Source organism: Bacillus sp. sid0103, from assembly GCF_019219025.1.
In genome coordinates this window covers 93,669-115,914 of sequence record NZ_JAHUWN010000021.1, presented here as the reverse complement: position 1 = coordinate 115,914, position 22,246 = coordinate 93,669, and the positions used below count along the sequence as shown (strand labels likewise).

Here is a 22,246-nt window from a genome sequence, read left to right as displayed (position 1 = left end):
CTCAAGATGAGATTTCCCATAGCGCAAGCTAGTAAGAACCCTGAAAGATGATCAGGTTGATAGGTCAGAGGTGGAAGCGTGGTAACATGTGGAGCTGACTGATACTAATCGTTCGAGGACTTAACCAAAATGAAAAGTATATATGATGATTGTCAATTATCTAGTTTTGAGGGAATAAAACCTCATATAGTCTGGCAGCAATGGCGAGAAGGTCACACCCGTTCCCATACCGAACACGGAAGTTAAGCTTCTCAGCGCCGATGGTAGTTGGGACACGCGTCCCTGTGAGAGTAGGACGTTGCCAGGCTAGCCCCAAACGGGGCTATTATTTTGCTTACTATTTATAGCGGCCCCTTGGTCAAGTGGTTAAGACACCTCCCTTTCACGGAGGTAACACGGGTTCGAATCCCGTAGGGGTCACCAAAGTTTTTTTTATGCAAGAGAAAAATAACTTTCATCGTTGTGGAGGATTAGCTCAGCTGGGAGAGCATCTGCCTTACAAGCAGAGGGTCGGCGGTTCGATCCCGTCATCCTCCACCATAAATTATATTTGTTCTTTGGCGGTGTAGCTCAGCTGGCTAGAGCGTACGGTTCATACCCGTAAGGTCGGGGGTTCGATCCCCTCCGCCGCTACCAAATGAATTTTTGTTTGACACTGGAGGAATACCCAAGTTTGGCTGAAGGGATCGGTCTTGAAAACCGACAGGCGGGTCAAACCGCGCGGGGGTTCGAATCCCTCTTCCTCCTCCATATTTTTTAAATATTATTATCGCGGGGTGGAGCAACGAGCATTGCTTCTATGAAAAATCTGCGAGTTGTATCAATCGAGCTGCTGCTTGCATATGCTTTCTGAGATTGATACAGTTCATGCAACTTAGGGCATGAATAAAATATTATGGTTTTATTATCGTCGCGGGGTGGAGCAGTCCGGTAGCTCGTCGGGCTCATAACCCGAAGGTCGCAGGTTCAAATCCTGTCCCCGCAATTTGGTCCGGTAGTTCAGTTGGTTAGAATGCCTGCCTGTCACGCAGGAGGTCGCGGGTTCGAGTCCCGTCCGGACCGCCATCTTTTTTCTAGTAGGTTTCCTACTATTAATATATATAGATTTTGGCGATTGTGGCGAAGTGGTTAACGCACCTGATTGTGGTTCAGGCATTCGTGGGTTCGATTCCCATCAGTCGCCCCATTTATTTTTAACATATTGGGCTATAGCCAAGCGGTAAGGCATCGCACTTTGACTGCGACATGCGTTGGTTCAAATCCAGCTAGCCCAGCCATTTTTTTATTTGCGGGTGTAGTTTAGTGGTAAAACCTCAGCCTTCCAAGCTGATGATGAGAGTTCGATTCTCTTCACCCGCTCCAATTAAATTTTTGGGCCTATAGCTCAGCTGGTTAGAGCGCACGCCTGATAAGCGTGAGGTCGATGGTTCGAGTCCATTTAGGCCCATCACATATAATCTCAAAAAAGACTTGGAAGCTGTTTAAGCTTCCAAGTCTTTTTAGTTACTTAAATACAACTATCTACAAAATATATGTTTTCCAATTCTTTTAATTTGTGGACGACTCCATATCCAACTGCTTGTCGCGGTGTCAGGATTAAAATAGTAAATAGCCCCTTCGCTAGGATCCCAGCCGTTGATGGCATCCATAACTGCTTTCTTCGCTGTCGCATTAGGAGTTAAATTAATCTGGCCATCTGCTACTGCAGTAAAGGCCCCGGGTTGATAGATGACACCTGCCACTGTATCAGGAAATGATGAGTTGGTGACACGATTTAAAATAACAGCTGCAACAGCTACCTGCCCAGTGTATTCCTCTCCACGTGATTCCCCGTAAACAGCGTTTGACATCAATTGAATATCATTCTGTGAAAAACCGGATGGTACATTAGCAGAATTATTACCTGATGAACCTGGTTTTTCATACTTTGTAGCTTTAACAATAGCAGCCTTTGTTTTTGCCCCGACAATTCCATCGACAGGCAGACCGAATTGATCTTGAAAATTCCGAACGGCCCAGTAAGTATTCCAGCCAAAAACACCGTCTACCTCACTTTTATAAAAGCCGTTATATTTGAGTCGTGACTGTAACTCAATTACGTCCTCTCCTGTCGAACCTCTTTGCAGCACCTGACTTGTAAACGCTAGTGCGTCTTTACTTTGTTCGCTAGTGGTGATGAACACAATTAAAAGAACAATAAAAATGAGCCGTGTCTTAATGAAAGCTTTTTCTCGCAAAATATAGCCTCCTAAGAACATTAATAATTTTATCTTCTTCTAATTTTACCCTTTTATGTAATTTTTTTATTAAAAAAAGGATACCGTATGATTACAGTATCCTTTCCTAATATTTAATAGATACCTTATGAGTTTTGTTCACATTCATTAAGAAATTTCCTTGTTATTTCACTTTAATTGAATGAAAAACTAATCAAACGTTTGATTAAAATGGCTTGATGCCATGATATAAACGAGTTTCACCAAGTTAGACCTGTTTTAAAGCTAATTAAAGATTGATAAGATAACCACTTATTTATTAGACTCCAAAATGACTTCCGCATAAAACTGAATCGCCTTCAGGTAGTTTTCGATACTGACATGTTCATTCGTGCCATGCATTCGGTTGAGATCTTCTGAAGTAATCTGGACAGGTAAGAACCGGTACGTATTCTTCGAAATAGTGTCATATTGCCGTGCATCAGAGCCGGCAAACATTAAATAGGGGGCAACGACTGCATTACCATAAACATTTCTTGCAGCTTGTTGAATCGACTTAAATGGCCATCCCTTAATCGAAGACACCTTGGATGCTTCATTTCCCGTTATCGTCACTTTAATATCATCATCTTCTATGGTAGCTTTAATGAACTTCTTTACCTCTCCTAAGGAATCACCAGGCATAAGACGGAGGTTGATGATGGCTGTAGCCTTTTCTGGTAAAGCATTATATTGCTCGCCCGCCTGAAAAATCGTTGGGGCGATCGTGGTACGAATTAATGCTGCAGAAGCTGGCTGACCAAGTAATATTTTTTTAATCACTGGCTCGAAAATACCTTTGTTGGCAAATACATATTTCATTCCAAAACTCATTTCCGGTGCAACAAATTCAAATAAGTCTTCACCCGGACCTCTAAGGTCGCCATTAAACTGGGTATCTTCTAATTTAGCTATCGCTTTTGATATCCTGCCAATATTGGTGTGGTCCTTTGGCTGGGAGGAATGACCGCCGCTGCCTTCAATCGTTAATTCTGCCGTAGCAGATCCTTTTTCAGAAATACCAACGACACCAACAGGCTGGTTCACCCCAGGAACCATGTTTTCGACAATTGCGCCCCCTTCATCTAAAACATAGTCAAATGTGACCCCTCTATCTTTTAGGGAGTCTACAATGGCTCTCGCCCCATCATCACCGCCAATTTCTTCATCAAATCCAAACATGAAATACATATCTCGCTCCGGTTGGAAGCCTTTGTTTAATAAATAATTAACCGCTTCTAAAATGCCGATTACACCAATTTTGTCATCTAACGTTCCCCGGCCCCATATCTTTCCGTCCACAACAGCACCACTGAAAGGATCTTGCTCCCAATTGGCTTCCGTTCCAGATAAGACAGGGACCACATCATAATGACTTGTTAAGCCGATTGGCTTTTTGCTTGCATCTGTCCCTTTCCATTTATACACAAGGGCATAATGATTTACCTTTTCAAATTCAAGCTGCTCATAAACATGGGGGAAGCTTTCTTGTAAAAAGGCAATAAATTTATCAAATTCTTTAAAATCGAATTTACTACGGTCTTGATAGGATACGGTTTTGAAGGTGATAGCTGTGGATAAATGACGGAGAGCCTCTTCTTCGCTAATTGCTACGTCTGCCCGGTGGGGGACAGGTTGTTTTGACTGTAGTGTCAGTGTTTTGAAAACGGTTACAATTAAGAAAACAAGAATGATACCGCACAAAATTTGTAGTGCAAGCTTTCGTTTTTTCATAGAAAAATCCTCCATTTTTCCTGATTAGTATCTTAATAGTACAATATTTATCAGAATAGCGGGAATTTTATGTGAATAGATAAAATAAAAGAGCGATTATACTGGATAATCGCTCTACATGTCTGTCCTTATTTCAGCGCTTTGCTAACTTTCAGTTTCTTCCCTTTTATGGTGGCATTCTCCATCGCCTGTAAGACGAGTGAGCCTTTCCCATTAAGAATATCAACATAGGTCATTTGATCCTGGATGGTGATAATGCCAATATCATCGGTTGTGATTCCAGGAATTTTTGCGATGGTTCCGACAAAATCGACCGCTCGCATCTTTTTCTTTTTTCCTCCACTGAAATGGAGCTTCATAATACCTTGGTTAATTCGAGCCGTTTTATTATTTCTCACGACACGTCGGCCGCTAATTTTTTCCGCGAAAGCCTCTTTTCCTTTCGCGACGTCCTCAGGCTTAGGTGCCTCCATTTTCGGAATCTCAAACCCAATATATCGTTCAATCGCGCGAACAAATTTCCCTTCATATGGTGTGGCAAGCGTAATCGCTTTGCCTTCATTGCCTGCACGGCCAGTTCTTCCTGTTCGGTGAACATAGCTTTCTTTTTCCATCGGGACGTCATAATTGATGACAAGGGTGACATTATCAATATCAATTCCGCGTGCGGCCACATCCGTTGCGACGAGATAGCGGAAATTTCCCATTTTGAAGCCATCCATTACGGCAAATCGATCTTGTTGTTCTAATCCCCCATGGAGTCGTTCACAAGAATAATTGGAGTCATCTAATTCGCTGTACACCGTATCCACATGTTCTTTTGTTCGGCAAAAAATAAGACAGCTATCTGGATTTTCAATAACTGTAACATCTTTTAGCAGGGAAAGCTTGTGTTCTTCTTTCACCTCAATTAACAGATGTTCTATCGTATCGGTCGTGACCCCAGTAGAAGCGATCTCGATATTAACAGGATTGTTCATGTATTTATGGCAGAGGTTTTCAACATCCTGTGGTAAGGTAGCCGAAAATACCATCGTGACTCTGTCAGACGGAAGCTCTTTTATAATCGCTTCGACTTCGTCGATAAAACCCATATTAAGCATTTCATCTGCTTCATCAATAATAAGATACTTGATTTCGTCTAGTACGAGGGTTTCTCTGTCGATATGGTCCATGACACGTCCTGGTGTCCCAACGACGACATGCGTTTTTTGCTGCAATTCTTCTTTTTGCTTCGAAAAGGGTTCTTTTCCATAGACGGCCATTGCCTTTATTCGTTTAAACCTGCCGATGTTTGTTACGTCCTCGCGAACTTGAACGGCAAGTTCCCTAGTCGGGGTAAGAATTAATGCTTGGGGCTTTCTTTCTTCCCAGTCAATCATGTCACATATAGGAATAGCAAAAGAAGCGGTTTTACCGCTGCCTGTTTGTGATTTTACGACAAGATCTTGATTCCTCAATGCTAAAGGGATAACTTCGGTTTGAACCTCGGTAGGAGTGTCATATTTTAAAATGGCCAGTGCTCTTGTGATTTCATCACTTAAATTATAATCCGTAAAGCTTTTTTCACTCATGTAATAACCTCGTTTAATTAGTTTTATCCGGCTTATCTATAGGATTTCTCGCAATGAAATATCGTATGCATAATCTGAATATGGTTCATTATACTTGATATATGGAAAAAAACGAACAGTTACGAGCACTGTTCGCTTATTAATTCGCGTTAATAGTGGTCGATAAAATGCAAAAAGAAGAAGCAGGAACCATGAAAATGATTTCTGCTTCTTCTGCAAAAGTGGCGTAATGGGGGAGACGATAGTGCAATATATAGTACTTTTATATTAGGTTATCATTAGTAGAAAGGCTATAGACTAGTCTACTTAATACTAGAAGCGCCAACTAATGATTCTGGTGTCATACCGGATACTAAAAGGCTGATTTTTGCGTAACCGATGTTTTTGATTTCAGAAAAAGTTTCTTTCAATACTTGGGAATTTTGGTCATCTTTTAATTTTTGTAATTCTTTTTTATACAAGCGCAGAACAGATCCGTACACAAAATTAGGGGTATTTTGACCAGGATCCTCATCCATAATTAAACATCCCATGTATTGATATTTAAATTGGAATGCTCGTGTAAGATTAACAATATCCAACAGTTTTTTAAAAAGATTTGGATAGTCTTTTTGAAAATTCTCAAGGACTTCGTTGGCAGCTTTTAATTCATCAATACTAGATAAAGTTATCATAAATTCTTCCTCCTCTTAATTGTCCCAAGGTTTTTCTAGTGAAATATACTCAGCTAATTCTTTACTTTTCTGTCTTCTTAATTTGCGGATTTCTGCTCTTTCTTTAGCTGTTGTGTAGAGGAATTTTTCTTCCTCGGTTTCAGGGATGATACCTGGAACTTCAACAGGTCGCTTATTTTCATCTAAAGCTACAAAAGTCAAAAATGCTGTAGCTGCGATGCGTCGCTCGCCATTCATCATATCTTCTGCGATAACTTTACAAAAAATTTCCATAGAAGTTCTACCTGTATATGTTACAAACGATTCGACACAGACTGAATCAGTTTGATGAATAGGGCATAAGAAGTCGATATGATCCGTAGATGCAGTTACGCATTCTTTAACTCGAGAATGCCTGCGGGCTGATAAAGTTGCGGCATCATCTAGTTTCTTCATTAAAACGCCGCCAAACAATGTATTGTAATTATTTAAATCGCATGATAATACTTGCGCTGTATTAATAATGCGGCTTTCTTTCGCTTTTTTTTCTTTCATTAAGTTCTTCCTTTCATGATTGGATATTTTAGCAAGTAAATACTATATCCACGTTATTAAAAGGTTTTTCTTGCCTGAAACAAGTGTACGCCCCATTGCCCGGTTAGTAAAATGGTTAAATTTTATCTTTAGCATAGCTTTTATCTATGTAAATGCTTTCAATTATGCATTATATAAATAGTGAATTTTTAGAAAATAAAAAAGACGGTTCCATTATTATGAACCGTCGTGACTAGTATAGAGCATATAAAATTAATCTTGAAATCCCTTTGTGAGCTGTTCTTTAGTGAACTTCAGCCATTCTTTTGCAGCATAGGAGAAGTATTGATCTTTGCCCCAAATAATGGCTAGGTTCCAACTGATGGACGGGTTTACTACTTTAATTGACTTTACATTTTTATTTAGATTATGGCAAATACTCTCCGGCAAAAGGGAAATTCCAAGTTTGAATGAAACCATTTCTTCAATAAAAGACTGCTGTGAACTTTCAGATATAATGTGTGGATTATAGCCTACATTGTTACATGAAAGAATAATTCGATCGTTTAAGACAAAGTCCTTATTAAACAAAATAAAGGATTCGTTGGCCAATTCAGCTAACTGGACTTCCTCTCTTTCTGCTAGTGGGTGTGATGGGTGAAGGATGAGCTTTAGATCTTCTTCCATAAAAGAGAAATGGTCGAAGAGTTCGTTCTTAGTCGGAAGAACAACGATTCCAACATCAAGAAGATTTTTGCCAACATCTTCTTCTATTTTCTTTGAACCATCTTCTACTAATTGAAAAGTAATCCCAGGGTACTTTTCGTGAAAGCTGCCAACAATTTGGAGGAATTGATGCGCATTAAATATGGGAGGCAATCCAATACGAATATGCCCCTTTTTTAGTCCTGTAAGGTTGTCCAATTCCGTTTCTAAATTATTAAATGCTTTGTCAATTAATTTTGCTTGTTCCAATATGATTAGACCTGCGTCGGTCAAGGTTAATTGTTTACGGGAGCGATCAAAAAGAGCAACGCCCAACTCCGTCTCCAGGTTTTTAATCATTTTACTAATGGTTGGTTGAGTAATAAATAAATGATCTGCCGCTCGGGAAAAACTATTGAAATTCGATACTTCAATAAAATATTGTAAATGTTTGATATCCAATATGTACACCTGCTTGTAATTGATTTTTTGGATGGATATATCACTAAAGTATCTTGAAATAATTATTTTATCACAAAGCCAACATCTTTTATAGCACGGCAAAAATCAGACACTCAATGCACATTTTGATAAAAAAATATTATGTAATATGACATTTGTCATACCCTGTACATGACACCTGCTACTAACAAGGACAAAATCCTTCCTATATACTTTGGTATAACGAAACAAAGAAGGAAGGGAATTCAATAAAATGACCACACAAAATAAGATGACTCTAAAAAAACAAGTTGCTCCCTTTGAAAAATCAACGACAAAAGAAAGTGTATGGCAAATTATTAACACAGTCGTACCATTTATTGCATTATGGTACCTTGCCTATTTAAGCCTATCCGTATCCTATTGGTTAGCATTAGTTCCTATGGTGATAGCCGCAGGATTTTTAACAAGGATTTTCATCATATTTCATGACTGTACCCATCATTCCTTTTTTAAAAGCCGCCGTGCCAACCGAGTTGTTGGGACAGCGATGGGTGTGTTAACGATTTTCCCGTTTGATCAATGGGGACATGAGCATTCTGTTCATCATGCGACAAGTGGTAACTTGGATAAACGTGGAACAGGTGATATTTGGACACTTACAGTAGATGAATATTTAGCTGCACCACTTAGACTTCGTCTTGCCTATCGTTTTTATCGTAATCCACTGGTTATGCTTGGATTAGGTCCAATTTATGTGTTTCTTCTTAAAAATCGATTTAACCGTAAAGGTGCTAAAAGGAAAGAGCGAAACAACACTTATTTGACGAATGTTCTGATTGTTGCTTTGATTAGTTTACTTTGTTGGGCAATCGGATGGCAGTCGTTTCTATTAGTACAAGGCTCGATTTTCATGATTTCAGGAGCTGCAGGTATTTGGTTGTTTTATGTACAGCACACTTTTGAAGATTCTTATTTTGAAGAAGATAAGGACTGGGAATATGTGAAAGCTGCAGTAGAAGGAAGTTCTTTCTATAAGCTTCCAAAAGTTTTACAATGGCTCACTGGGAATATTGGTTTCCACCATGTTCACCATTTAAGCCCTCGTGTACCTAACTATAAGTTGGAAGAAGCACACAATAGTACACCGCCATTACAAAAAGTACCAACCATTTCTCTTGCTACAAGCTTACGGTCACTTCGTTTCCGTTTGTGGGATGAGGAGCGAAAGAATTTTGTCAGCTTTAAGGAAGTCAAAGCATTAGCAAAGAAAAGGTTTTCTGTACAACAGGTTAAACCGGAAATTTAACAATTTTACAGGCTTACTCCCCTTAATTTAAGGGGAGTTGTTATTTACATAACAGCTGCCAGATAAGGAGAGAACTTACATGATTCGAATTGTTATTGCAGAGGATCAAGAAATGCTGTTAGGGGCTATGGGTTCTCTCCTGAATTTGGAAGAGGATATGGAAGTAGTCGGCCAGGCGAGCAATGGGGAAGAGGCTATTGCACTAGTTCACCGATTGCAGCCTGATATTTGTATCATGGATATTGAGATGCCTGAAATGAGCGGTCTTGAGGCAGCGGAAGCTTTAAGCTCATTTGGCTGTAAGGTCATTATCTTAACAACCTTTGCACGGAGTGGATATTATCAGCGTGCCTTACAAGCGGATGTAAGTGGGTATTTATTGAAGGATAGCCCGAGTGAGGAATTAGCAAGCTCCATTCGCAGCATTGTCCATGGAGATAGAATATACTGCCCCGAACTAATCGATGAAGAATCGATCAATGATCAGGAACACGATATAGAAGTGTTCCAACCGCGCGCCATGCAACAGACAAAAATTAACACAGTTAGAAATTACCTCACCACCATACTAGATAAAATGAAATTGCCAACAGGCTAAGAAAAAGGGTGTCAGGCACCATGTGAAATTTTCACATGGTGCCTGACACCCTTTATATTTTTAGATTTCAATAATGATAGGGAGGATCATAGGTTTTCTTTTTGTTTGAGCGAATAGATATTGTCCGACGGTTTTTTTGATGTTTTGTTTGATGACATTCCATTGACGGATATTCTCACTTTGCAGGTCGTTAATAGTTTTCTTAGCCAGGCGGTTAATCTCTTTTAGAAGTTCGTCTGAATTCCTTGCGTATACGAAACCACGTGTAATGGTGTCAGGTCCGGAAATAATCCTTCGGTCCGATTTATTAATTGTAATAACAATTACGAGCATTCCATCCTCAGAAAGCTGTTTCCGGTCTCGTAACACAATGTCCCCTACATCGCCAACACCCATTCCGTCCACATATGTATCCCCGGCTGGAATCGAGCGAGTCTGACGGGCAACCTGGTTTTCAACATCTACGACATCACCATTTTTGATAATGAAGGTATTTCCCTTCTCTACTCCCACTGATTCAGCCAACAATCGGTGATGGTGCAGCATTCGATGCTCACCATGGATCGGAATAAAATAGGTAGGTTTCATCAAAGTCAGCATGAGCTTTAAGTCTTCTTGATAGCCATGCCCTGAAACATGCATACCAGTTGAACTTCCAGAACCATAAATTACTTTGGCGCCGAGTTGATATAAATTGTCGATGATTCGAGAAACGTCCTTTTCATTTCCCGGTATTGGAGATGCAGCTAAAATAACCGTGTCACCGGGATAAACAGAGACATCGCGAAAGTTTCCGCTCGCCAGACGGGCAAGGGCAGCCATTGGCTCTCCTTGACTACCCGTACAAAGGATGACCACCTTTTCAGGAGAAAGTCTATCAACTTCGCGTGGTTCGATGATCATCCCATCTGGAATGGTTAAATAACCACGCTCAATCGCAACTGAGACCACATTTACCATACTCCGGCCAAGAAGCGCGATCTTTCGATTGGCCTTTATCGCTGCCGCAACCACCTGTTGAACACGATTCACATTCGAAGCAAAGGTGGAGATAAAGATTTTCCCATCAGCTTTCATGAAGGCCTCATCCAAATTGTCGCCAATCATTTGTTCGGACGGCGTCAGCCCTTTACGCTCAGCGTTGGTACTTTCAGATATTAAAACCAAGACACCTTCCTGACCGATATCGGCCATTTTATGAATATCTGAATATTGATTATTCACAGGTGTTAAATCAAATTTGAAGTCACCAGTATGAACTACATTGCCTTCTGGCGTATGAAAAACAATGCCGAGACAATCCGGGATACTGTGACTAACTCTGAAGAAGGAAACACTTGTTTCACCAAACTCCAGTCTTGAATTAGAGTCAATGGTCATCAGCTTCGTGTTTCCACGGAGGCGATGCTCATCTATTTTTAATTCAATGAGACCAAGGGTAAAATGTGTAGCATAGATAGGGATATTTAATTTTCTTAAAATGTAAGGAATACCACCAATATGGTCCTCGTGCCCATGTGTCACAATTAAAGCCTGAATTTTCTCCTGATTTTCTTCTAAATACGTAATATCGGGGATAATTAAATCAATTCCTAATAAACTCTCATCTGGAAACTTCCCCCCGCAGTCAATGATAAAAATATCATCTGCGTATTGAACCACATACATGTTTTTACCGATTTCATTGATGCCGCCTAACGCGAAAATGGATAATTGATGATTATTGGTTCGCAAGTAAATATCCTCCCTATTCCAAGTAAATAAGAATAGTATGCCCTTTTGGATAGACTTTATTTAGAAGGGAAGAGGGAAACTTTTTGTCAGAGAACAACAAAAGGCTGCCAACACACTGGTCGTTGGCAGCCTTTTATCATTCCAATAAATCGGTCATTTTTAAATCAATGTTTTGATTTTGTTGGCAGGAAGAAAAACTTTTAATGCCTTTTCTTCTCCATCACTTAAAGGGAGCAATGGTAATCGAAGTCCGCCAACTTCAACCCCGTTCATGTTCAAGGCTGCTTTTACTGGTGCTGGATTTGGAGCAGTAAATAATGCCTTCATAAGAGGAAGTAGGCGGCGATGGCAACTAGCAGCATCCTGAGACCTACCATTTTTAAAATAATTGATCATTTCTTGCATTTCATTGCCAATGATATGGGAAGCAACGGATACAACGCCTGCTCCTCCAATGGCTAACACGGGTAATGTTAAGCTATCATCACCACTATAAAGGGTAAAATCACTTGGGGCTTGGCTAATAACCGCAGCCATGGCATCCAGGTTGCCGCTTGCTTCTTTTAAGGCGACAATATTCTCGATTTGTGAAAGGCGAACAATGGTCTCTACCTCCAGATTAACCATACTTCGGCCAGGAATATTATAAAGCATAATCGGTAAGGATGTGGATTCAGCAATCGATTTAAAGTGTTGATACATACCTTCTTGGGATGGTTTGTTATAGTAAGGAGCAACAAGCATAATCCCATCTACACCTGCTTCTTCAGCCTGCTTGGTTAAGCTGATGGAAGCACGCGTATTATTGGAGCCAGTTCCAGCGATGACTGGAATTCTTCCTCCCGAAGCATCGACAACCACTTTAAAGAGAGCGATTTTTTCTTCAGTCGTTAAGGTTGGGGATTCTCCTGTTGTCCCAGCAACGACGATCGCATCCGTCCCATTATCAATCAAATAATCTACTAATCTTCTTGTTGCGTTAAAATCAACCTCGCCATTTTGATCAAATGGCGTAACCATCGCGGTTAAAACTTGGCCAAATTTCATTTTTTCTCACCCTTTTAATAAATTTTTTTAAAATTTAGAGGGGGGCAAGGCCACTCAACATTCAACGCAAAAAAGCAACAACGAGGGTTCGCTGTTGCAGTAGAAACATAAAGAAATAAGTTCCCGTGCGTAAGATAGCCCTCCATATAGTTTCCTATATGACAGTTCTGTATTTATTCAATAGCAGAACCAGCTTCATGATAAATGAGCATCAATGAAGCTTCGGCAAATTCCCCTTTTCACAATTATCGTTGGACCCCATTATCCTCCCATTGTGTACTAATGGTCTTTGCGCCTCTATCCTCACTTCAAAAATTTTGAAGTAAGAAAATATATAATTGATAGTAAATATATCAGAATATTTCTTTTGTTTCAAGGGGAGATGGTACTATATTTCAGCAATTTTCAAACCCTGTTTTTCCTTCTCTACTTCTAATGCAGAAACAATATAAGCAAACCCGTTCATAACAAAGTAAATAACATCCGATTTGACCTGTTCCTTTTCTCCTAAATAAGTATTGATGATCATACTGAAGGAGAAGAAAACAACAAAGGATAATGCAATTTTATTAAAAATTACCAAATTTACCGACCCCTTTATTTAGGATTCTTATGTTAATCATATTTGCTTAAAACTGGTTTTATGTCTGCAGTCGAATGGGGGGATGGAAATCAATGAGTTCCTGGAGTTGGATCTTTTACCAATGTCCTTCTAGAAAGTTCTTTCTTCCCGTGCAAGAAGTAGTAAAGAACAATTGATGCTAGAACAACTACGCCTAAGATTACATACAGAGTACTATAGCCGGTTAAGGGGATCATAAATCCAAGGAGATATGGACCGAATCCAAGACCAGCATCAAGAAAAATAAAGAAAGTCGACGTTGCTAAACCCATCCGATGGGGAGGCGTGACCTTTACCGCCACTGCCTGGGTACTTGATTGCAAGTTACCGAAACCAAGGCCGATCAATACACCAGCTGCTAATAAAGTGATGCTTAAGCTTGCGGTACTAAGCAGAAACAAACCGGCAGCTAAGGCAATAAAGCACGGATACATAATATAGTTTGCTCCTTTTAAATCCATTATGCGTCCGGTAATGGGGCGTGATAACAATACAGCGATAGAATAGACTAGGAAAAAGAAACTTGCAGCACTAACTAGGTCGATTTCAATCGCATAGAAATTAATAAATGAAAGAACGCTTGAATAACAAAAGGCAACTACTAGTGTAATAAGCGCAATTGGAAGTGCTTTTGGTTCAATATAATTAGAAATCTTGAATCCTTTTGTTTCAGTTGGTTTCGCCGACCCTTCCATTTCCGGCACATCAACAAAGAATGCTGTGATTAAACTAATAACTCCTAATGCCAGTGTGAAAATAAAGATCATTTGGAAATCAGTATGCTGACTCATGTACAGTCCAATGAATGGGCCAATCGCTGTTGCCAGTGTTGCGCTCATGCTGAAATAGCCGATTCCTTCAGCCTTTCGTGTAGAAGGGATAATCTGAGCCACAATCGTTCCTGTTGCGGTGCCGACCATACCCCCAGCAATTCCATGGAGTAAGCGCGTAATAAGCAGAAAGGTGATGCCAAAATTCACAAAATATAAAAGAAGAGTCAAAATAAAAAAGATGGTACCAATGAATAACGTTTTCCTTCGACCAATGGACTCAATAAATCTGCCAATCAACAACCGTCCAATTAATGACCCAACAATAAAAATCCCTGTAACAAGTCCTGCTTGACTGGTAGAAGCATCAAATTCATCTACGGCATAAACACCAATGATGACAATTAATAAATAAAAGACTAACGTTACAAAAAAATTGACCCCGGACACAATCGTAAAATCCTTGGTCCAAAGTCTTGCTCTTGGTTGATTCACAGTAATTATCCCCTTACTTTATAATATTATCTCGAATTAGGCTCATAATCCGGATGGCCTCAAGCTGTTCATGCTCCGAGATTCCTTTTAAGATGTCATTTTCAAATTGATCAATCGTGACACGGACCTGCGTATATATTTTTCTCCCTAGTTCAGTCAGTTGTGTTCTCTTTTCACGTTTATCGTTGGTCGGAACCTGCTCGACATATCCTAGTTCTTCTAAACGGTTAATGGTCCGGGTGACAGTGGGTTTTTCCACATATAAGTAATGCGAGAGTTCCACAAGTGTTGCAGAACCATTATTGGATAAGTAGTGAAAAATAGACCACTGCGCTCTGTGCAGTTGATGCTCAGCCAAATGGAAATTCAACTTATTTTCAAACGGCCGGTACAACATCAATAATTGATGAAAAAATTGTTGAGAAGTCTTAATATAGATCACCCCGATGGATTGGAATAGTTAGCTAGAGTAATAATTACCTTGGGTAACTAATATAGTATATCACAAATGATTATAGAATGTCTAATGACTGAAATGTTAGTATACGCATCTAATCAAACGATTGATTAAAAAGGGCTGAAGCCTTGGCATGAATGGTTTTCTGAGGGATTGGGTTGTTGCTGAAAAAACTAATCAAACGATTGATTAAAAAGGTCAGAGCGCTGGATGAATAAGGCGTATATTAAAACTAATCAAACGATTGATTAAAAAAGGAAGGGGGATTGAAGAATTAGGGGATGGTTGGACATGTTGAAAAACTAATCAAACGTTTGATTACATTAGGATGAAGCCCTGGTATAATAGGCTTTCTCAAGGGGGAGATTTTTTCTCCTAAAAAACTAACCAAACGATTGATTAGTTTGTCTTCTTGGTTTGTAATAGCATGAAAATCAGGAATTGCCCAAGAAGATCAGCAGACGAATCAATTCGGACAGCTTTAACAGAAAAAGGTCTTGAGTTGTCCGAATGCGAGTCCAATTCGGACAGCTTTAACAGAAAAAGGCCTTGAGTTGTCCGAATGCGAGTCCAATTCGGACAGCTTTAACAGAAAAAGGCCTTGAGTTGTCCGAATGCGAGTCCAATTCGGACAGCTTTAACAGAAAAAGGTCTTGGGTTGTCCGAATGCGAGTCCAATTCGGACAGCTTTAACAGAAAAAGGCCTTGGGTTGTCCGAATGCGAGTCCAATTCGGACAGCTTTAACAGAAAAAGGCCTTGTGTTGTCCGAATGCGAGTCCAATTCGGACAGCTTTAACAGAAAAATGCCTTGGGTTGTCCGAATACGAGTCCAATTCAGACAGCTTTAACAGAAAAATGCCTTGTGTTGTCCGAATGCGAGTCCAATTCGGACAGCCTCAGCAGAAAATACCCAAAGTTAGTCCGAACCCTAATCCACAACAATAAGTGCTCACTTATTATTTCTATACAAATACAACCCGAATCCTAACGTATCTCTGCCCCAAGTCAAATAGGTCCGGCGCCATGTTCGGATCCTTTCGAGCATGGCATGGCAATCCGGGTCATTTGGATTCTCAAGACAATAATTCTCCACTGACATGGAATACAACCATTCGTAATCATCCCATTCATCCTCGTTAGCAACATAAGACCAAAGCGGGATTAATCCTAATTCTTCGCCAGTTTTAACTGTATCTGCATGGCTTTTACATTCCGATTCGTCGGCCCCTCCAAGTGCCTCTAAGTAGGCAGGGCTTGGAGTCTGCTTCCAATAGCCTTCCCCAATCAGAATATAGCCATTATTCTTTACTAGACGCTTCAAGGTTTGCAGTGTTGGTTCCATTCCGCCCAATGCGTGAGTGGAACCAATACAAATTCCGAAATCATAGCTATCTTCCTGGCATTTTTGGACAGCCGAGGTTGCATCATCCATGATAAACTGGATGCTGCCCTCAGGAATTCTGCTGCTTGCTTTCCGCTTTGCTTCCTCGATGGCTCCATCATACAATTCGATTGCTGTCGCAGATACTTGATAATTTTCCACCAACCGAATCAATAGTTCACACTTTCCTGCCCCGATATCAATCACTTTATCAGCCGCATTAGGAGAGACAATTTCGAGCATTTTCATGATTTTTGCTTCACTGATTGGATTATAAAAAGCATGGGTGCGATGGGCAATCGCCGAAAATTTGTTTCTATCCATATATTTATATCTCCTTGTTAAATTAGTCTGTATGAAGCGTATCTTACTCGGCTAAATGAAGCAAGTAAAATTGCAGAATGCAAATAAATTACGATGAATATGACAAGCTAAAAGTAAGGAAACATTTAGAAAGACAAATTTTTCGACCCGGTCGGTTCGGTTACAATTCTTTATCGAAAAGGAATAAGCAAACACCTAAAGGAGTTAACTTAATGGTTTTATTCTTTTATATCGTTTTAAATGTGCTTGCTTTATTTCTTTTTATTAGAAAAAAGAAAATGCTTCATATTCTTGAAATCATCGTTTATTGGATGGTTAGTTCTTATCTATATCAAAACTTCTCTGCCCTGTGCTATATGAATTTTAAAACGTTAGTGATTCCTGAGAAACTTAGTTATGAATTCTCACATTTCCTAAACCGCATTATTCTTTTTCCAATCATTATGGTTACATTTCTTCACTTTTTTCTTACCCTAACCACAAACATAAGAAAGCTGCTTTTACTGATATCCTTTATCATTCTTTTAACTGGGCAGGAATATTTAGCTGATTTTCTAGGTGTGCTTATCCATGTTCACTGGAAGTTTTGGTGGTCATTATCCTTTTGGATGGCAGCCCTGTGCGTAATAATTGTTTTTATGGAGATTTTTCGAAGGATCCTTTATAAAGGAGACTGGCGTGTATGAATGTTACGTTTGATTGGAATGAATGGTTTTTCCTCCTGACTACAGCTATGATGGTCTGTCTGTTTTTACCCATAAGAAAGTACTTTCCAACTATTATGGTGATTATTATTTGGATAGGTAAAATTGGGATGGTTGTCAACGATTGATTATTTTCTGCTCGCAACTCCCTTCAAACTTTATATTTATGGGGATAACCCAACATATGAATTGTCGGGTGCATTATATCATCTATTCATGTATCCTTGTGCCTCTGTACTGTTCTTATTTGGCTACGATAAGTTTGAACTCTATGGACAAAAAACGGTTTGGTATATTGTTTTTTGGACGGGATTTTCCTTATTATTTGAATGGATTTGTGTTAAAAATAATGCCCTGACATATACCGGCTGGAAACTCTATTATTCCATCCCTTTCTATCCAATTACTGCTGTTTTATTGATTCTTCTTTTTCGCTTTATCAAAAAGAAACTTAGAGAAATATCTTTCCAGAGGAATCCTAGGTATTAATCGAGAGAACAAAGTCCTTTAGTTGCAATCCATAGTACAATTCTATTTAATAAGAGCGTAATGCAAAAATTAGTTTAAATGAGGTAATAGATATGAAAGCACTAGTGTTTAACACGTTTGGCGGGCCTGAGGTCCTGGAGTATACAGAAATCATGGAGCCTGTCATCGGTCCAGATGAAATATTAGTAAGCATGAAAGCAATTGGTTTAAATTTTGCCGACATATATAGAAGAAAAGGGAACTATCATCTTGCTGGAGAGCCTCCCTATATCTTAGGCTATGAAGGGGCTGGAATCGTCGCAAAAGTTGGCGCAAATGTCCAAGGGATCTGCATAGGCGACCGGATTGCCTTTGCCGATGTGCCGTATGCAAATGCTGAGCTGGTTGCTGTTCCTTTCGAGAAAGCAATCCCACTGCCAGAAACGATTTCGTTTGCGGAAGGTGCTTCCGTGCTGTTACAAGGGTTGACGGCTCATTATTTAACAAAGGATAGTTATGCCGTGAAAAAGAATGATATCGTATTAGTCCATGCGGCAGCAGGCGGTGTCGGGCAGCTCCTTGTTCAAATGGTAAAATTACTTGGCGGCACGGCGATAGGTTTAACTTCTTCTGTGGAAAAAGCAACAGCAGCAGAAGTAGCGGGAGCGGATAGTGTGTTTTTGTACAACGATGACTGGAAGAGAAAAGTACTTGATGCTACCAATGGCAAAGGTGTTGATGTCGTCTATGAATCAGTAGGTTCAACGCTTCAAGACAGTTTTGCTGTAACTCGTACCGGTGGGACGGTGGTCTTTTACGGAATGGCAGGGGGAGACCCGGCTTTGGTGGATCCAAGAATGTTAATGGATACATCTAAAACCTTGACGGGCGGAGACTTATGGAATGTGCTTACCTCTCGAGAAGAGCGAATCGCTCGTTCTGCAGAACTGTTCCGGTGGATGGAGGAAGATAAGGTAAAAGTATCCGAACCGACCTCCTTCGCATTGCGCGATGGCCAAGAGTCACACCGTTACCTAGAAAGCCGAAAGAGCACAGGGAAAATATTATTAATTCCTTAATGTAAAGGCAATCACTATAACCAAGAGACCATGTCTTATAAACTTAGAGCCCCCACAAATGTGGGGGTGTTTCTTTTTTCGGTGTCAGGCAGCGCAATGATTTAATAAATGAGAGTAAAAAAATTTAAATATTTATTGCAAAAGCGCTTTCATGGGGTTTATAATATGAATAAATCGATTTACTAAACCGATTTACTAAAACGGTTTATAGTAAACACTTTTTATAAAGGGGTCATTGATATGCAAAATGTAATTGTCCCGATAAATGCATTTGATAGATTTGAAGTATTGAAGAAGGGGCAAACTTCATTCATTAGACTTATTGCTGAGTCAGGTGCTTTTGGAATTGAGGTTCGCCGTGAATTATTGTCGGAGCAAGATCTGCCGCTCAATAATATAAAACAAGAAATTGAAAATCATCAACTTTTTACGGTGTATTCGGCTCCGATTGAGTTATGGAAAGAGGATCACCATTTAAATGAAAAGAAATTAAAAGAAATCTTTCAAGAAGGAAAAGAGCTGGGAGCTAAATGGATTAAAGTATCTCTTGGGCATTATCAAAGTGGTCAATCCGACCTTATCGAACTGAATACCTTTTTGAAGCAGCACCAAGGAATGCAATTGTTTGTTGAAAATGATCAGACGCTTTATGGAGGGAATATCAATCAATTAACATCCTTTTTTGAAAGCGCATCCGAGCAAGACACACCTGTTAAAATGACGTTTGATGCCGGGAACTGGTATTATACTGGTCAAGATGTGGACGTTGCAGTTAGCAAACTTGCACCATATGTCCAATACCTGCATTTAAAACAGGTTGAAGATGATAATGGAGAGTTCATCACGGTGCCACTAATAAAAGACGGAAGCCGCAGTTGGGAGAAAGTCATGAAAAGTTTTCCAGCTGAAATGATGAAGGCGCTTGAATTTCCTATAGAACCAAGGGAGAAAACGAAAGAGTTTATTCAGATGATAACGGAAAGTGAGGCTTTATCATGCAACAGTTAGATTCAATTACTTTTGGAGAAGCAATGGCAATGTTTATGGCCAATCATCCGGGTGCTTTACACGAAGTCAGCCAATTTACTCGTGAACTTGCCGGTGCAGAAACCAATGTGGCCATTGGTCTTGCGAGACTTGGCCTGCATTCTGGTTGGGCAAGTAAAGTCGGAAACGATGCGTTTGGAAAATTTGTCATCGAAAGGCTCAAAAATGAAAACGTTGACATTAAACATGTATGGATTGACCAACAGCATCCAACTGGTTTTCAATTGAAATCAATGGTATTAGAGGGCGACCCAGAGGTGCAATATTTTCGCAAAGGCTCAGCGGCAAGCCATCTGACTAGCGATGATTTTAATGAAGAGTATTTTCAACATGCAAAACATATGCATATGACGGGAATTCCATTGGCCCTATCGGAAAGTGCAAGAGCTTTTGCAAAGCATGCTTTATGGTTTATGAAAAAGAATGGCAAGAAGGTTTCCTTTGATCCGAATTTAAGACCCACCCTTTGGGCATCACAAGAAGAAATGGTAAAGGAAATAAATGAGGTGGCGTTCCAAGCAGATATTGTGTTACCTGGGATCGCTGAGGGTGAAATCTTAACAGGTTTTAAGGAACCTCGTGAAATCGCTTCCTTCTATTTGGAAAAGGGCGTAGAGCTGGTAGTCATTAAGCTCGGGGCTGAGGGAGCATTTTATAAAACAATAACTGAAGAAGGTACCGTTCCTGGTTTCCATGTAGAAAAAGTGGTTGATACCGTTGGTGCGGGTGATGGATTTGCAGTGGGGGTGATTAGTGGATTACTTGAAGGACTTGAAGTTCATGAGGCAGTTTCAAGGGGAAATGCGATTGGGGCATTAGCCGTTCAATCACCTGGTGATAATGATGGTTATCCAACCAAAGCGGAATTAGTAAAATATATAGAAAATCAATTAGAGGGAGTGAAATAACATGAAACAAACGATTGCAAAACAACGATGGATGCGTCTTATTCCAATAGCTTTTATCACGTATAGTCTTGCTTACCTAGACCGTGCCAACTATGGATTCGGTGCCGCTTCAGGATTGGCCGAGGATCTACACATTACAGCTGGTACTTCATCCTTACTTGGTTCTCTGTTCTTCCTAGGCTATTTCTTTTTCCAAGTGCCTGGTGCTGCATTTGCCGAGAAAAAGAGTGCAAAGGTACTGATTTTCTGGTCATTGATTGCATGGGGGCTATTAGCTTCTTTTACAGGTATGGTCACGAATATTAAATTATTATTTGTGATTCGCTTTACCCTTGGGGTCGTGGAAAGCGCTGTCATGCCGTCCATGCTAGTCCTTTTAAGTAATTGGTTTACGAAAGCGGAGCGTTCTCGTGCGAATACGTTTTTAATTTTAGGAAACCCAGCAACGGTCTTATGGATGTCCATTATTTCTGGTTATTTAGTTAACTCTGTTGGCTGGAGATGGATGTTTATTGCTGAAGGTCTTCCTGCCGTGATTTGGGCCTTTATTTGGTGGAAAGTTGTTAATGATAAACCAAGAGAAGCGAAATGGTTAACCGAGCAAGAAAAGAATGATTTTGAACAACAATTAGCAAAAGAACAAGAAGGTATTAAACCTGTTAAAAACTATGGTGAAGCCTTTAAGTCAAAACCAGTTATTTTGTTAAGTGCACAATACTTCCTATGGAGCATTGGAGTATATGGATTTGTAATGTGGCTGCCATCAATTATTAAAGCCGCGCCAAATATGGATATCGTAAAAACAGGCTGGTTATCATCGGTTCCTTATATTTTAGCTATTGTCCTTATGTTAGTTGCTTCTTATTTCTCAGATAAAACATTGAATCGAAATGCATTTGTTTGGCCGTTCCTATTAATTGGTGCAGTGGCATTCTATGCATCTTATGCGATTGGAACACAACATTTCTGGATTTCATTTGTCTTACTTGTAATTGCCGGCGGTGCCATGTATGCTCCATATGGTCCATTCTTTGCCATCATTCCTGAAATCCTGCCGCGTAATGTAGCAGGTGGCGCAATGGCTCTTATTAATAGTATGGGTGCGTTAGGTTCATTTGTAGGTTCTTATATTGTAGGATATTTAAATGATGCTACAGGTGGATTCGGTGCTTCTTATATCTTTATGGCAGGATCTCTATTCGTTTCCGCAATCTTAACAATCTTAGCAGTAAAAGCGGCAAAAAAGGATAAAAGTAAGACATCTAATGTAAAAGTGAGTGCATAAAAACGTGGTAACAGCTTTGGAATTGATCCAAAGCTGTTATTAATTTAAAGGGTTCGAACATTACTGGAAAATTAGTCACTTTGCCGCTAAAATGAAGTCAGTGAACCAAGAGGAAAGAGGA

Annotated in this window: 20 protein-coding genes, 10 tRNA genes, 2 rRNA genes and 1 riboswitch; of the genes, 20 read left to right on the top strand and 12 right to left on the bottom strand. The window is 39.8% G+C overall.

The window, feature by feature from the left end; genetic code table 11:
- From KW850_RS21895 to KW850_RS21840, 12 genes are all read left to right on the top strand, one after another.
- Window positions 1–128, top strand: a 23S ribosomal RNA gene (locus KW850_RS21895); the annotation flags it as partial.
- Between the two features lie 62 nt (window positions 129–190).
- Window positions 191–307: ribosomal RNA gene (gene rrf / locus KW850_RS21890) — 5S ribosomal RNA — on the top strand.
- Window positions 308–348: 41 nt separating this feature from the next.
- Window positions 349–423: transfer RNA gene (locus KW850_RS21885), tRNA-Glu, on the top strand.
- A 41-nt stretch (window positions 424–464) separates the two neighbouring features.
- Window positions 465–540 (top strand) — tRNA-Val (locus tag KW850_RS21880).
- A 19-nt stretch (window positions 541–559) separates the two neighbouring features.
- Window positions 560–636 (top strand) — tRNA-Met (locus KW850_RS21875).
- A gap of 21 nt (window positions 637–657) precedes the next feature.
- Window positions 658–750, top strand: a tRNA-Ser gene (locus tag KW850_RS21870).
- A 161-nt stretch (window positions 751–911) separates the two neighbouring features.
- Window positions 912–985, top strand: a tRNA-Met gene (locus KW850_RS21865).
- Window positions 986–988: 3 nt separating this feature from the next.
- A tRNA-Asp gene (locus tag KW850_RS21860) sits at window positions 989–1,065 on the top strand.
- A gap of 45 nt (window positions 1,066–1,110) precedes the next feature.
- Window positions 1,111–1,186 (top strand) — tRNA-His (locus tag KW850_RS21855).
- A 16-nt stretch (window positions 1,187–1,202) separates the two neighbouring features.
- A tRNA-Gln gene (locus KW850_RS21850) sits at window positions 1,203–1,277 on the top strand.
- A gap of 11 nt (window positions 1,278–1,288) precedes the next feature.
- A tRNA-Gly gene (locus KW850_RS21845) sits at window positions 1,289–1,362 on the top strand.
- An 11-nt stretch (window positions 1,363–1,373) separates the two neighbouring features.
- Window positions 1,374–1,447 (top strand) — tRNA-Ile (locus KW850_RS21840).
- 70 nt (window positions 1,448–1,517) lie between these two features.
- Here KW850_RS21840 and sleB read toward each other — a convergent pair.
- From sleB to cidR, 6 genes are all read right to left on the bottom strand, one after another.
- Window positions 1,518–2,237, bottom strand: a complete 720-nt coding sequence (sleB, locus tag KW850_RS21835) for a spore cortex-lytic enzyme (RefSeq protein WP_218349876.1) — start codon at window positions 2,235–2,237, stop codon at window positions 1,518–1,520.
- Between the two features lie 291 nt (window positions 2,238–2,528).
- Window positions 2,529–3,989: a M20 family peptidase gene (locus KW850_RS21830; protein WP_218349875.1), complete on the bottom strand. Its 1,461-nt coding sequence runs from the start codon at window positions 3,987–3,989 to the stop codon at window positions 2,529–2,531.
- A 128-nt stretch (window positions 3,990–4,117) separates the two neighbouring features.
- Window positions 4,118–5,563: a DEAD/DEAH box helicase gene (locus KW850_RS21825; protein ID WP_218349874.1), complete on the bottom strand. Its 1,446-nt coding sequence runs from the start codon at window positions 5,561–5,563 to the stop codon at window positions 4,118–4,120.
- Between the two features lie 302 nt (window positions 5,564–5,865).
- Window positions 5,866–6,237, bottom strand: coding sequence for a hypothetical protein (locus KW850_RS21820; protein ID WP_218349873.1), 372 nt, complete (start codon window positions 6,235–6,237; stop codon window positions 5,866–5,868).
- A 15-nt stretch (window positions 6,238–6,252) separates the two neighbouring features.
- Window positions 6,253–6,771 carry an acyl-CoA thioesterase gene (locus tag KW850_RS21815; RefSeq protein ID WP_218349872.1) on the bottom strand — a complete coding sequence of 173 codons (519 nt, stop codon included), beginning with the start codon at window positions 6,769–6,771 and terminating at the stop codon, window positions 6,253–6,255.
- A gap of 252 nt (window positions 6,772–7,023) precedes the next feature.
- A complete protein-coding gene (gene cidR, locus KW850_RS21810; protein ID WP_218349871.1) occupies window positions 7,024–7,917 on the bottom strand; it encodes a cidABC operon transcriptional activator CidR in 894 nt (297 codons plus the stop codon).
- Between the two features lie 253 nt (window positions 7,918–8,170).
- Here cidR and desA point away from each other — a divergent pair, with 253 nt between their 5' ends.
- Window positions 8,171–9,205 carry a Delta(5) desaturase DesA gene (gene desA, locus KW850_RS21805; RefSeq protein ID WP_218349870.1) on the top strand — a complete coding sequence of 345 codons (1,035 nt, stop codon included), beginning with the start codon at window positions 8,171–8,173 and terminating at the stop codon, window positions 9,203–9,205.
- A gap of 79 nt (window positions 9,206–9,284) precedes the next feature.
- Window positions 9,285–9,803, top strand: a complete 519-nt coding sequence (locus KW850_RS21800) for a response regulator (protein ID WP_218349869.1) — start codon at window positions 9,285–9,287, stop codon at window positions 9,801–9,803.
- Window positions 9,804–9,863: 60 nt separating this feature from the next.
- Here KW850_RS21800 and KW850_RS21795 read toward each other — a convergent pair whose 3' ends face one another.
- The 6 genes from KW850_RS21795 to KW850_RS21770 form a co-directional block, all read right to left on the bottom strand.
- Window positions 9,864–11,471, bottom strand: a complete 1,608-nt coding sequence (locus KW850_RS21795) for a ribonuclease J (protein WP_374226377.1) — start codon at window positions 11,469–11,471, stop codon at window positions 9,864–9,866.
- A gap of 225 nt (window positions 11,472–11,696) precedes the next feature.
- A complete protein-coding gene (gene dapA, locus KW850_RS21790) occupies window positions 11,697–12,584 on the bottom strand; it encodes a 4-hydroxy-tetrahydrodipicolinate synthase (RefSeq protein ID WP_218349867.1) in 888 nt (295 codons plus the stop codon).
- A gap of 127 nt (window positions 12,585–12,711) precedes the next feature.
- Window positions 12,712–12,892, bottom strand: a riboswitch (Lysine riboswitch).
- An 80-nt stretch (window positions 12,893–12,972) separates the two neighbouring features.
- Window positions 12,973–13,167, bottom strand: a complete 195-nt coding sequence (locus KW850_RS21785) for a hypothetical protein (protein ID WP_218349866.1) — start codon at window positions 13,165–13,167, stop codon at window positions 12,973–12,975.
- An 89-nt stretch (window positions 13,168–13,256) separates the two neighbouring features.
- Complete coding sequence (locus tag KW850_RS21780; protein WP_218349865.1) at window positions 13,257–14,471, bottom strand: MFS transporter; 1,215 nt, start codon at window positions 14,469–14,471, stop codon at window positions 13,257–13,259.
- A 13-nt stretch (window positions 14,472–14,484) separates the two neighbouring features.
- On the bottom strand, window positions 14,485–14,868 hold the full coding sequence (locus tag KW850_RS21775) for a MarR family winged helix-turn-helix transcriptional regulator (protein ID WP_218349882.1): 384 nt from the start codon (window positions 14,866–14,868) through the stop codon (window positions 14,485–14,487).
- A 1,010-nt stretch (window positions 14,869–15,878) separates the two neighbouring features.
- Entirely contained in the window at window positions 15,879–16,634 is a 756-nt protein-coding gene (locus KW850_RS21770; protein ID WP_218349864.1) for an SAM-dependent methyltransferase, read from the bottom strand.
- 212 nt (window positions 16,635–16,846) lie between these two features.
- Here KW850_RS21770 and KW850_RS21765 point away from each other — a divergent pair, with 212 nt between their 5' ends.
- The 6 genes from KW850_RS21765 (at window position 16,847) to KW850_RS21740 (ending at window position 22,125) form a co-directional block, all read left to right on the top strand.
- Window positions 16,847–17,320, top strand: a complete 474-nt coding sequence (locus tag KW850_RS21765; protein ID WP_218349863.1) for a hypothetical protein — start codon at window positions 16,847–16,849, stop codon at window positions 17,318–17,320.
- A 123-nt stretch (window positions 17,321–17,443) separates the two neighbouring features.
- Window positions 17,444–17,827, top strand: coding sequence for a hypothetical protein (locus KW850_RS21760; RefSeq protein WP_218349862.1), 384 nt, complete (start codon window positions 17,444–17,446; stop codon window positions 17,825–17,827).
- A 92-nt stretch (window positions 17,828–17,919) separates the two neighbouring features.
- The gene (locus KW850_RS21755) at window positions 17,920–18,885 is read left to right on the top strand and encodes a quinone oxidoreductase family protein (RefSeq protein ID WP_218349861.1); all 966 of its coding nucleotides are present in this window, start codon (window positions 17,920–17,922) and stop codon (window positions 18,883–18,885) included.
- 240 nt (window positions 18,886–19,125) lie between these two features.
- Complete coding sequence (locus KW850_RS21750) at window positions 19,126–19,893, top strand: sugar phosphate isomerase/epimerase family protein (protein WP_218349860.1); 768 nt, start codon at window positions 19,126–19,128, stop codon at window positions 19,891–19,893.
- On the top strand, window positions 19,881–20,840 hold the full coding sequence (locus KW850_RS21745; protein WP_218349859.1) for a sugar kinase: 960 nt from the start codon (window positions 19,881–19,883) through the stop codon (window positions 20,838–20,840). The genes KW850_RS21750 and KW850_RS21745 overlap by 13 nt, the downstream gene beginning before the upstream one ends.
- A gap of 1 nt (window position 20,841) precedes the next feature.
- Window positions 20,842–22,125 (top strand): MFS transporter, encoded by a 1,284-nt coding sequence (locus tag KW850_RS21740; protein ID WP_218349858.1) that lies wholly within the window; start codon window positions 20,842–20,844, stop codon window positions 22,123–22,125.
- The last annotated feature ends 121 nt before the right edge of the window (window positions 22,126–22,246 follow it).

Bases quoted from the DNA above. Each gene is read 5' to 3' on its own strand.
- KW850_RS21830 (WP_218349875.1), bottom strand. From the start codon at position 3,989: ATGAAAAAACGAAAGCTTGCACTACAAATTTTGTGCGGTATCATTCTT.
- KW850_RS21825 (WP_218349874.1), bottom strand. From the start codon at position 5,563: ATGAGTGAAAAAAGCTTTACGGATTATAATTTAAGTGATGAAATCACA.
- KW850_RS21820 (WP_218349873.1), bottom strand. From the start codon at position 6,237: ATGATAACTTTATCTAGTATTGATGAATTAAAAGCTGCCAACGAAGTC.
- KW850_RS21815 (WP_218349872.1), bottom strand. From the start codon at position 6,771: ATGAAAGAAAAAAAAGCGAAAGAAAGCCGCATTATTAATACAGCGCAA.
- desA (WP_218349870.1), top strand. From the start codon at position 8,171: ATGACCACACAAAATAAGATGACTCTAAAAAAACAAGTTGCTCCCTTT.
- KW850_RS21800 (WP_218349869.1), top strand. From the start codon at position 9,285: ATGATTCGAATTGTTATTGCAGAGGATCAAGAAATGCTGTTAGGGGCT.
- KW850_RS21795 (WP_374226377.1), bottom strand. From the start codon at position 11,471: ATGTATGTGGTTCAATACGCAGATGATATTTTTATCATTGACTGCGGG.
- dapA (WP_218349867.1), bottom strand. From the start codon at position 12,584: ATGAAATTTGGCCAAGTTTTAACCGCGATGGTTACGCCATTTGATCAA.
- KW850_RS21775 (WP_218349882.1), bottom strand. From the start codon at position 14,868: ATGTTGTACCGGCCGTTTGAAAATAAGTTGAATTTCCATTTGGCTGAG.
- KW850_RS21770 (WP_218349864.1), bottom strand. From the start codon at position 16,634: ATGGATAGAAACAAATTTTCGGCGATTGCCCATCGCACCCATGCTTTT.
- KW850_RS21765 (WP_218349863.1), top strand. From the start codon at position 16,847: ATGGTTTTATTCTTTTATATCGTTTTAAATGTGCTTGCTTTATTTCTT.
- KW850_RS21755 (WP_218349861.1), top strand. From the start codon at position 17,920: ATGAAAGCACTAGTGTTTAACACGTTTGGCGGGCCTGAGGTCCTGGAG.
- KW850_RS21750 (WP_218349860.1), top strand. From the start codon at position 19,126: ATGCAAAATGTAATTGTCCCGATAAATGCATTTGATAGATTTGAAGTA.
- KW850_RS21745 (WP_218349859.1), top strand. From the start codon at position 19,881: ATGCAACAGTTAGATTCAATTACTTTTGGAGAAGCAATGGCAATGTTT.
- KW850_RS21740 (WP_218349858.1), top strand. From the start codon at position 20,842: ATGAAACAAACGATTGCAAAACAACGATGGATGCGTCTTATTCCAATA.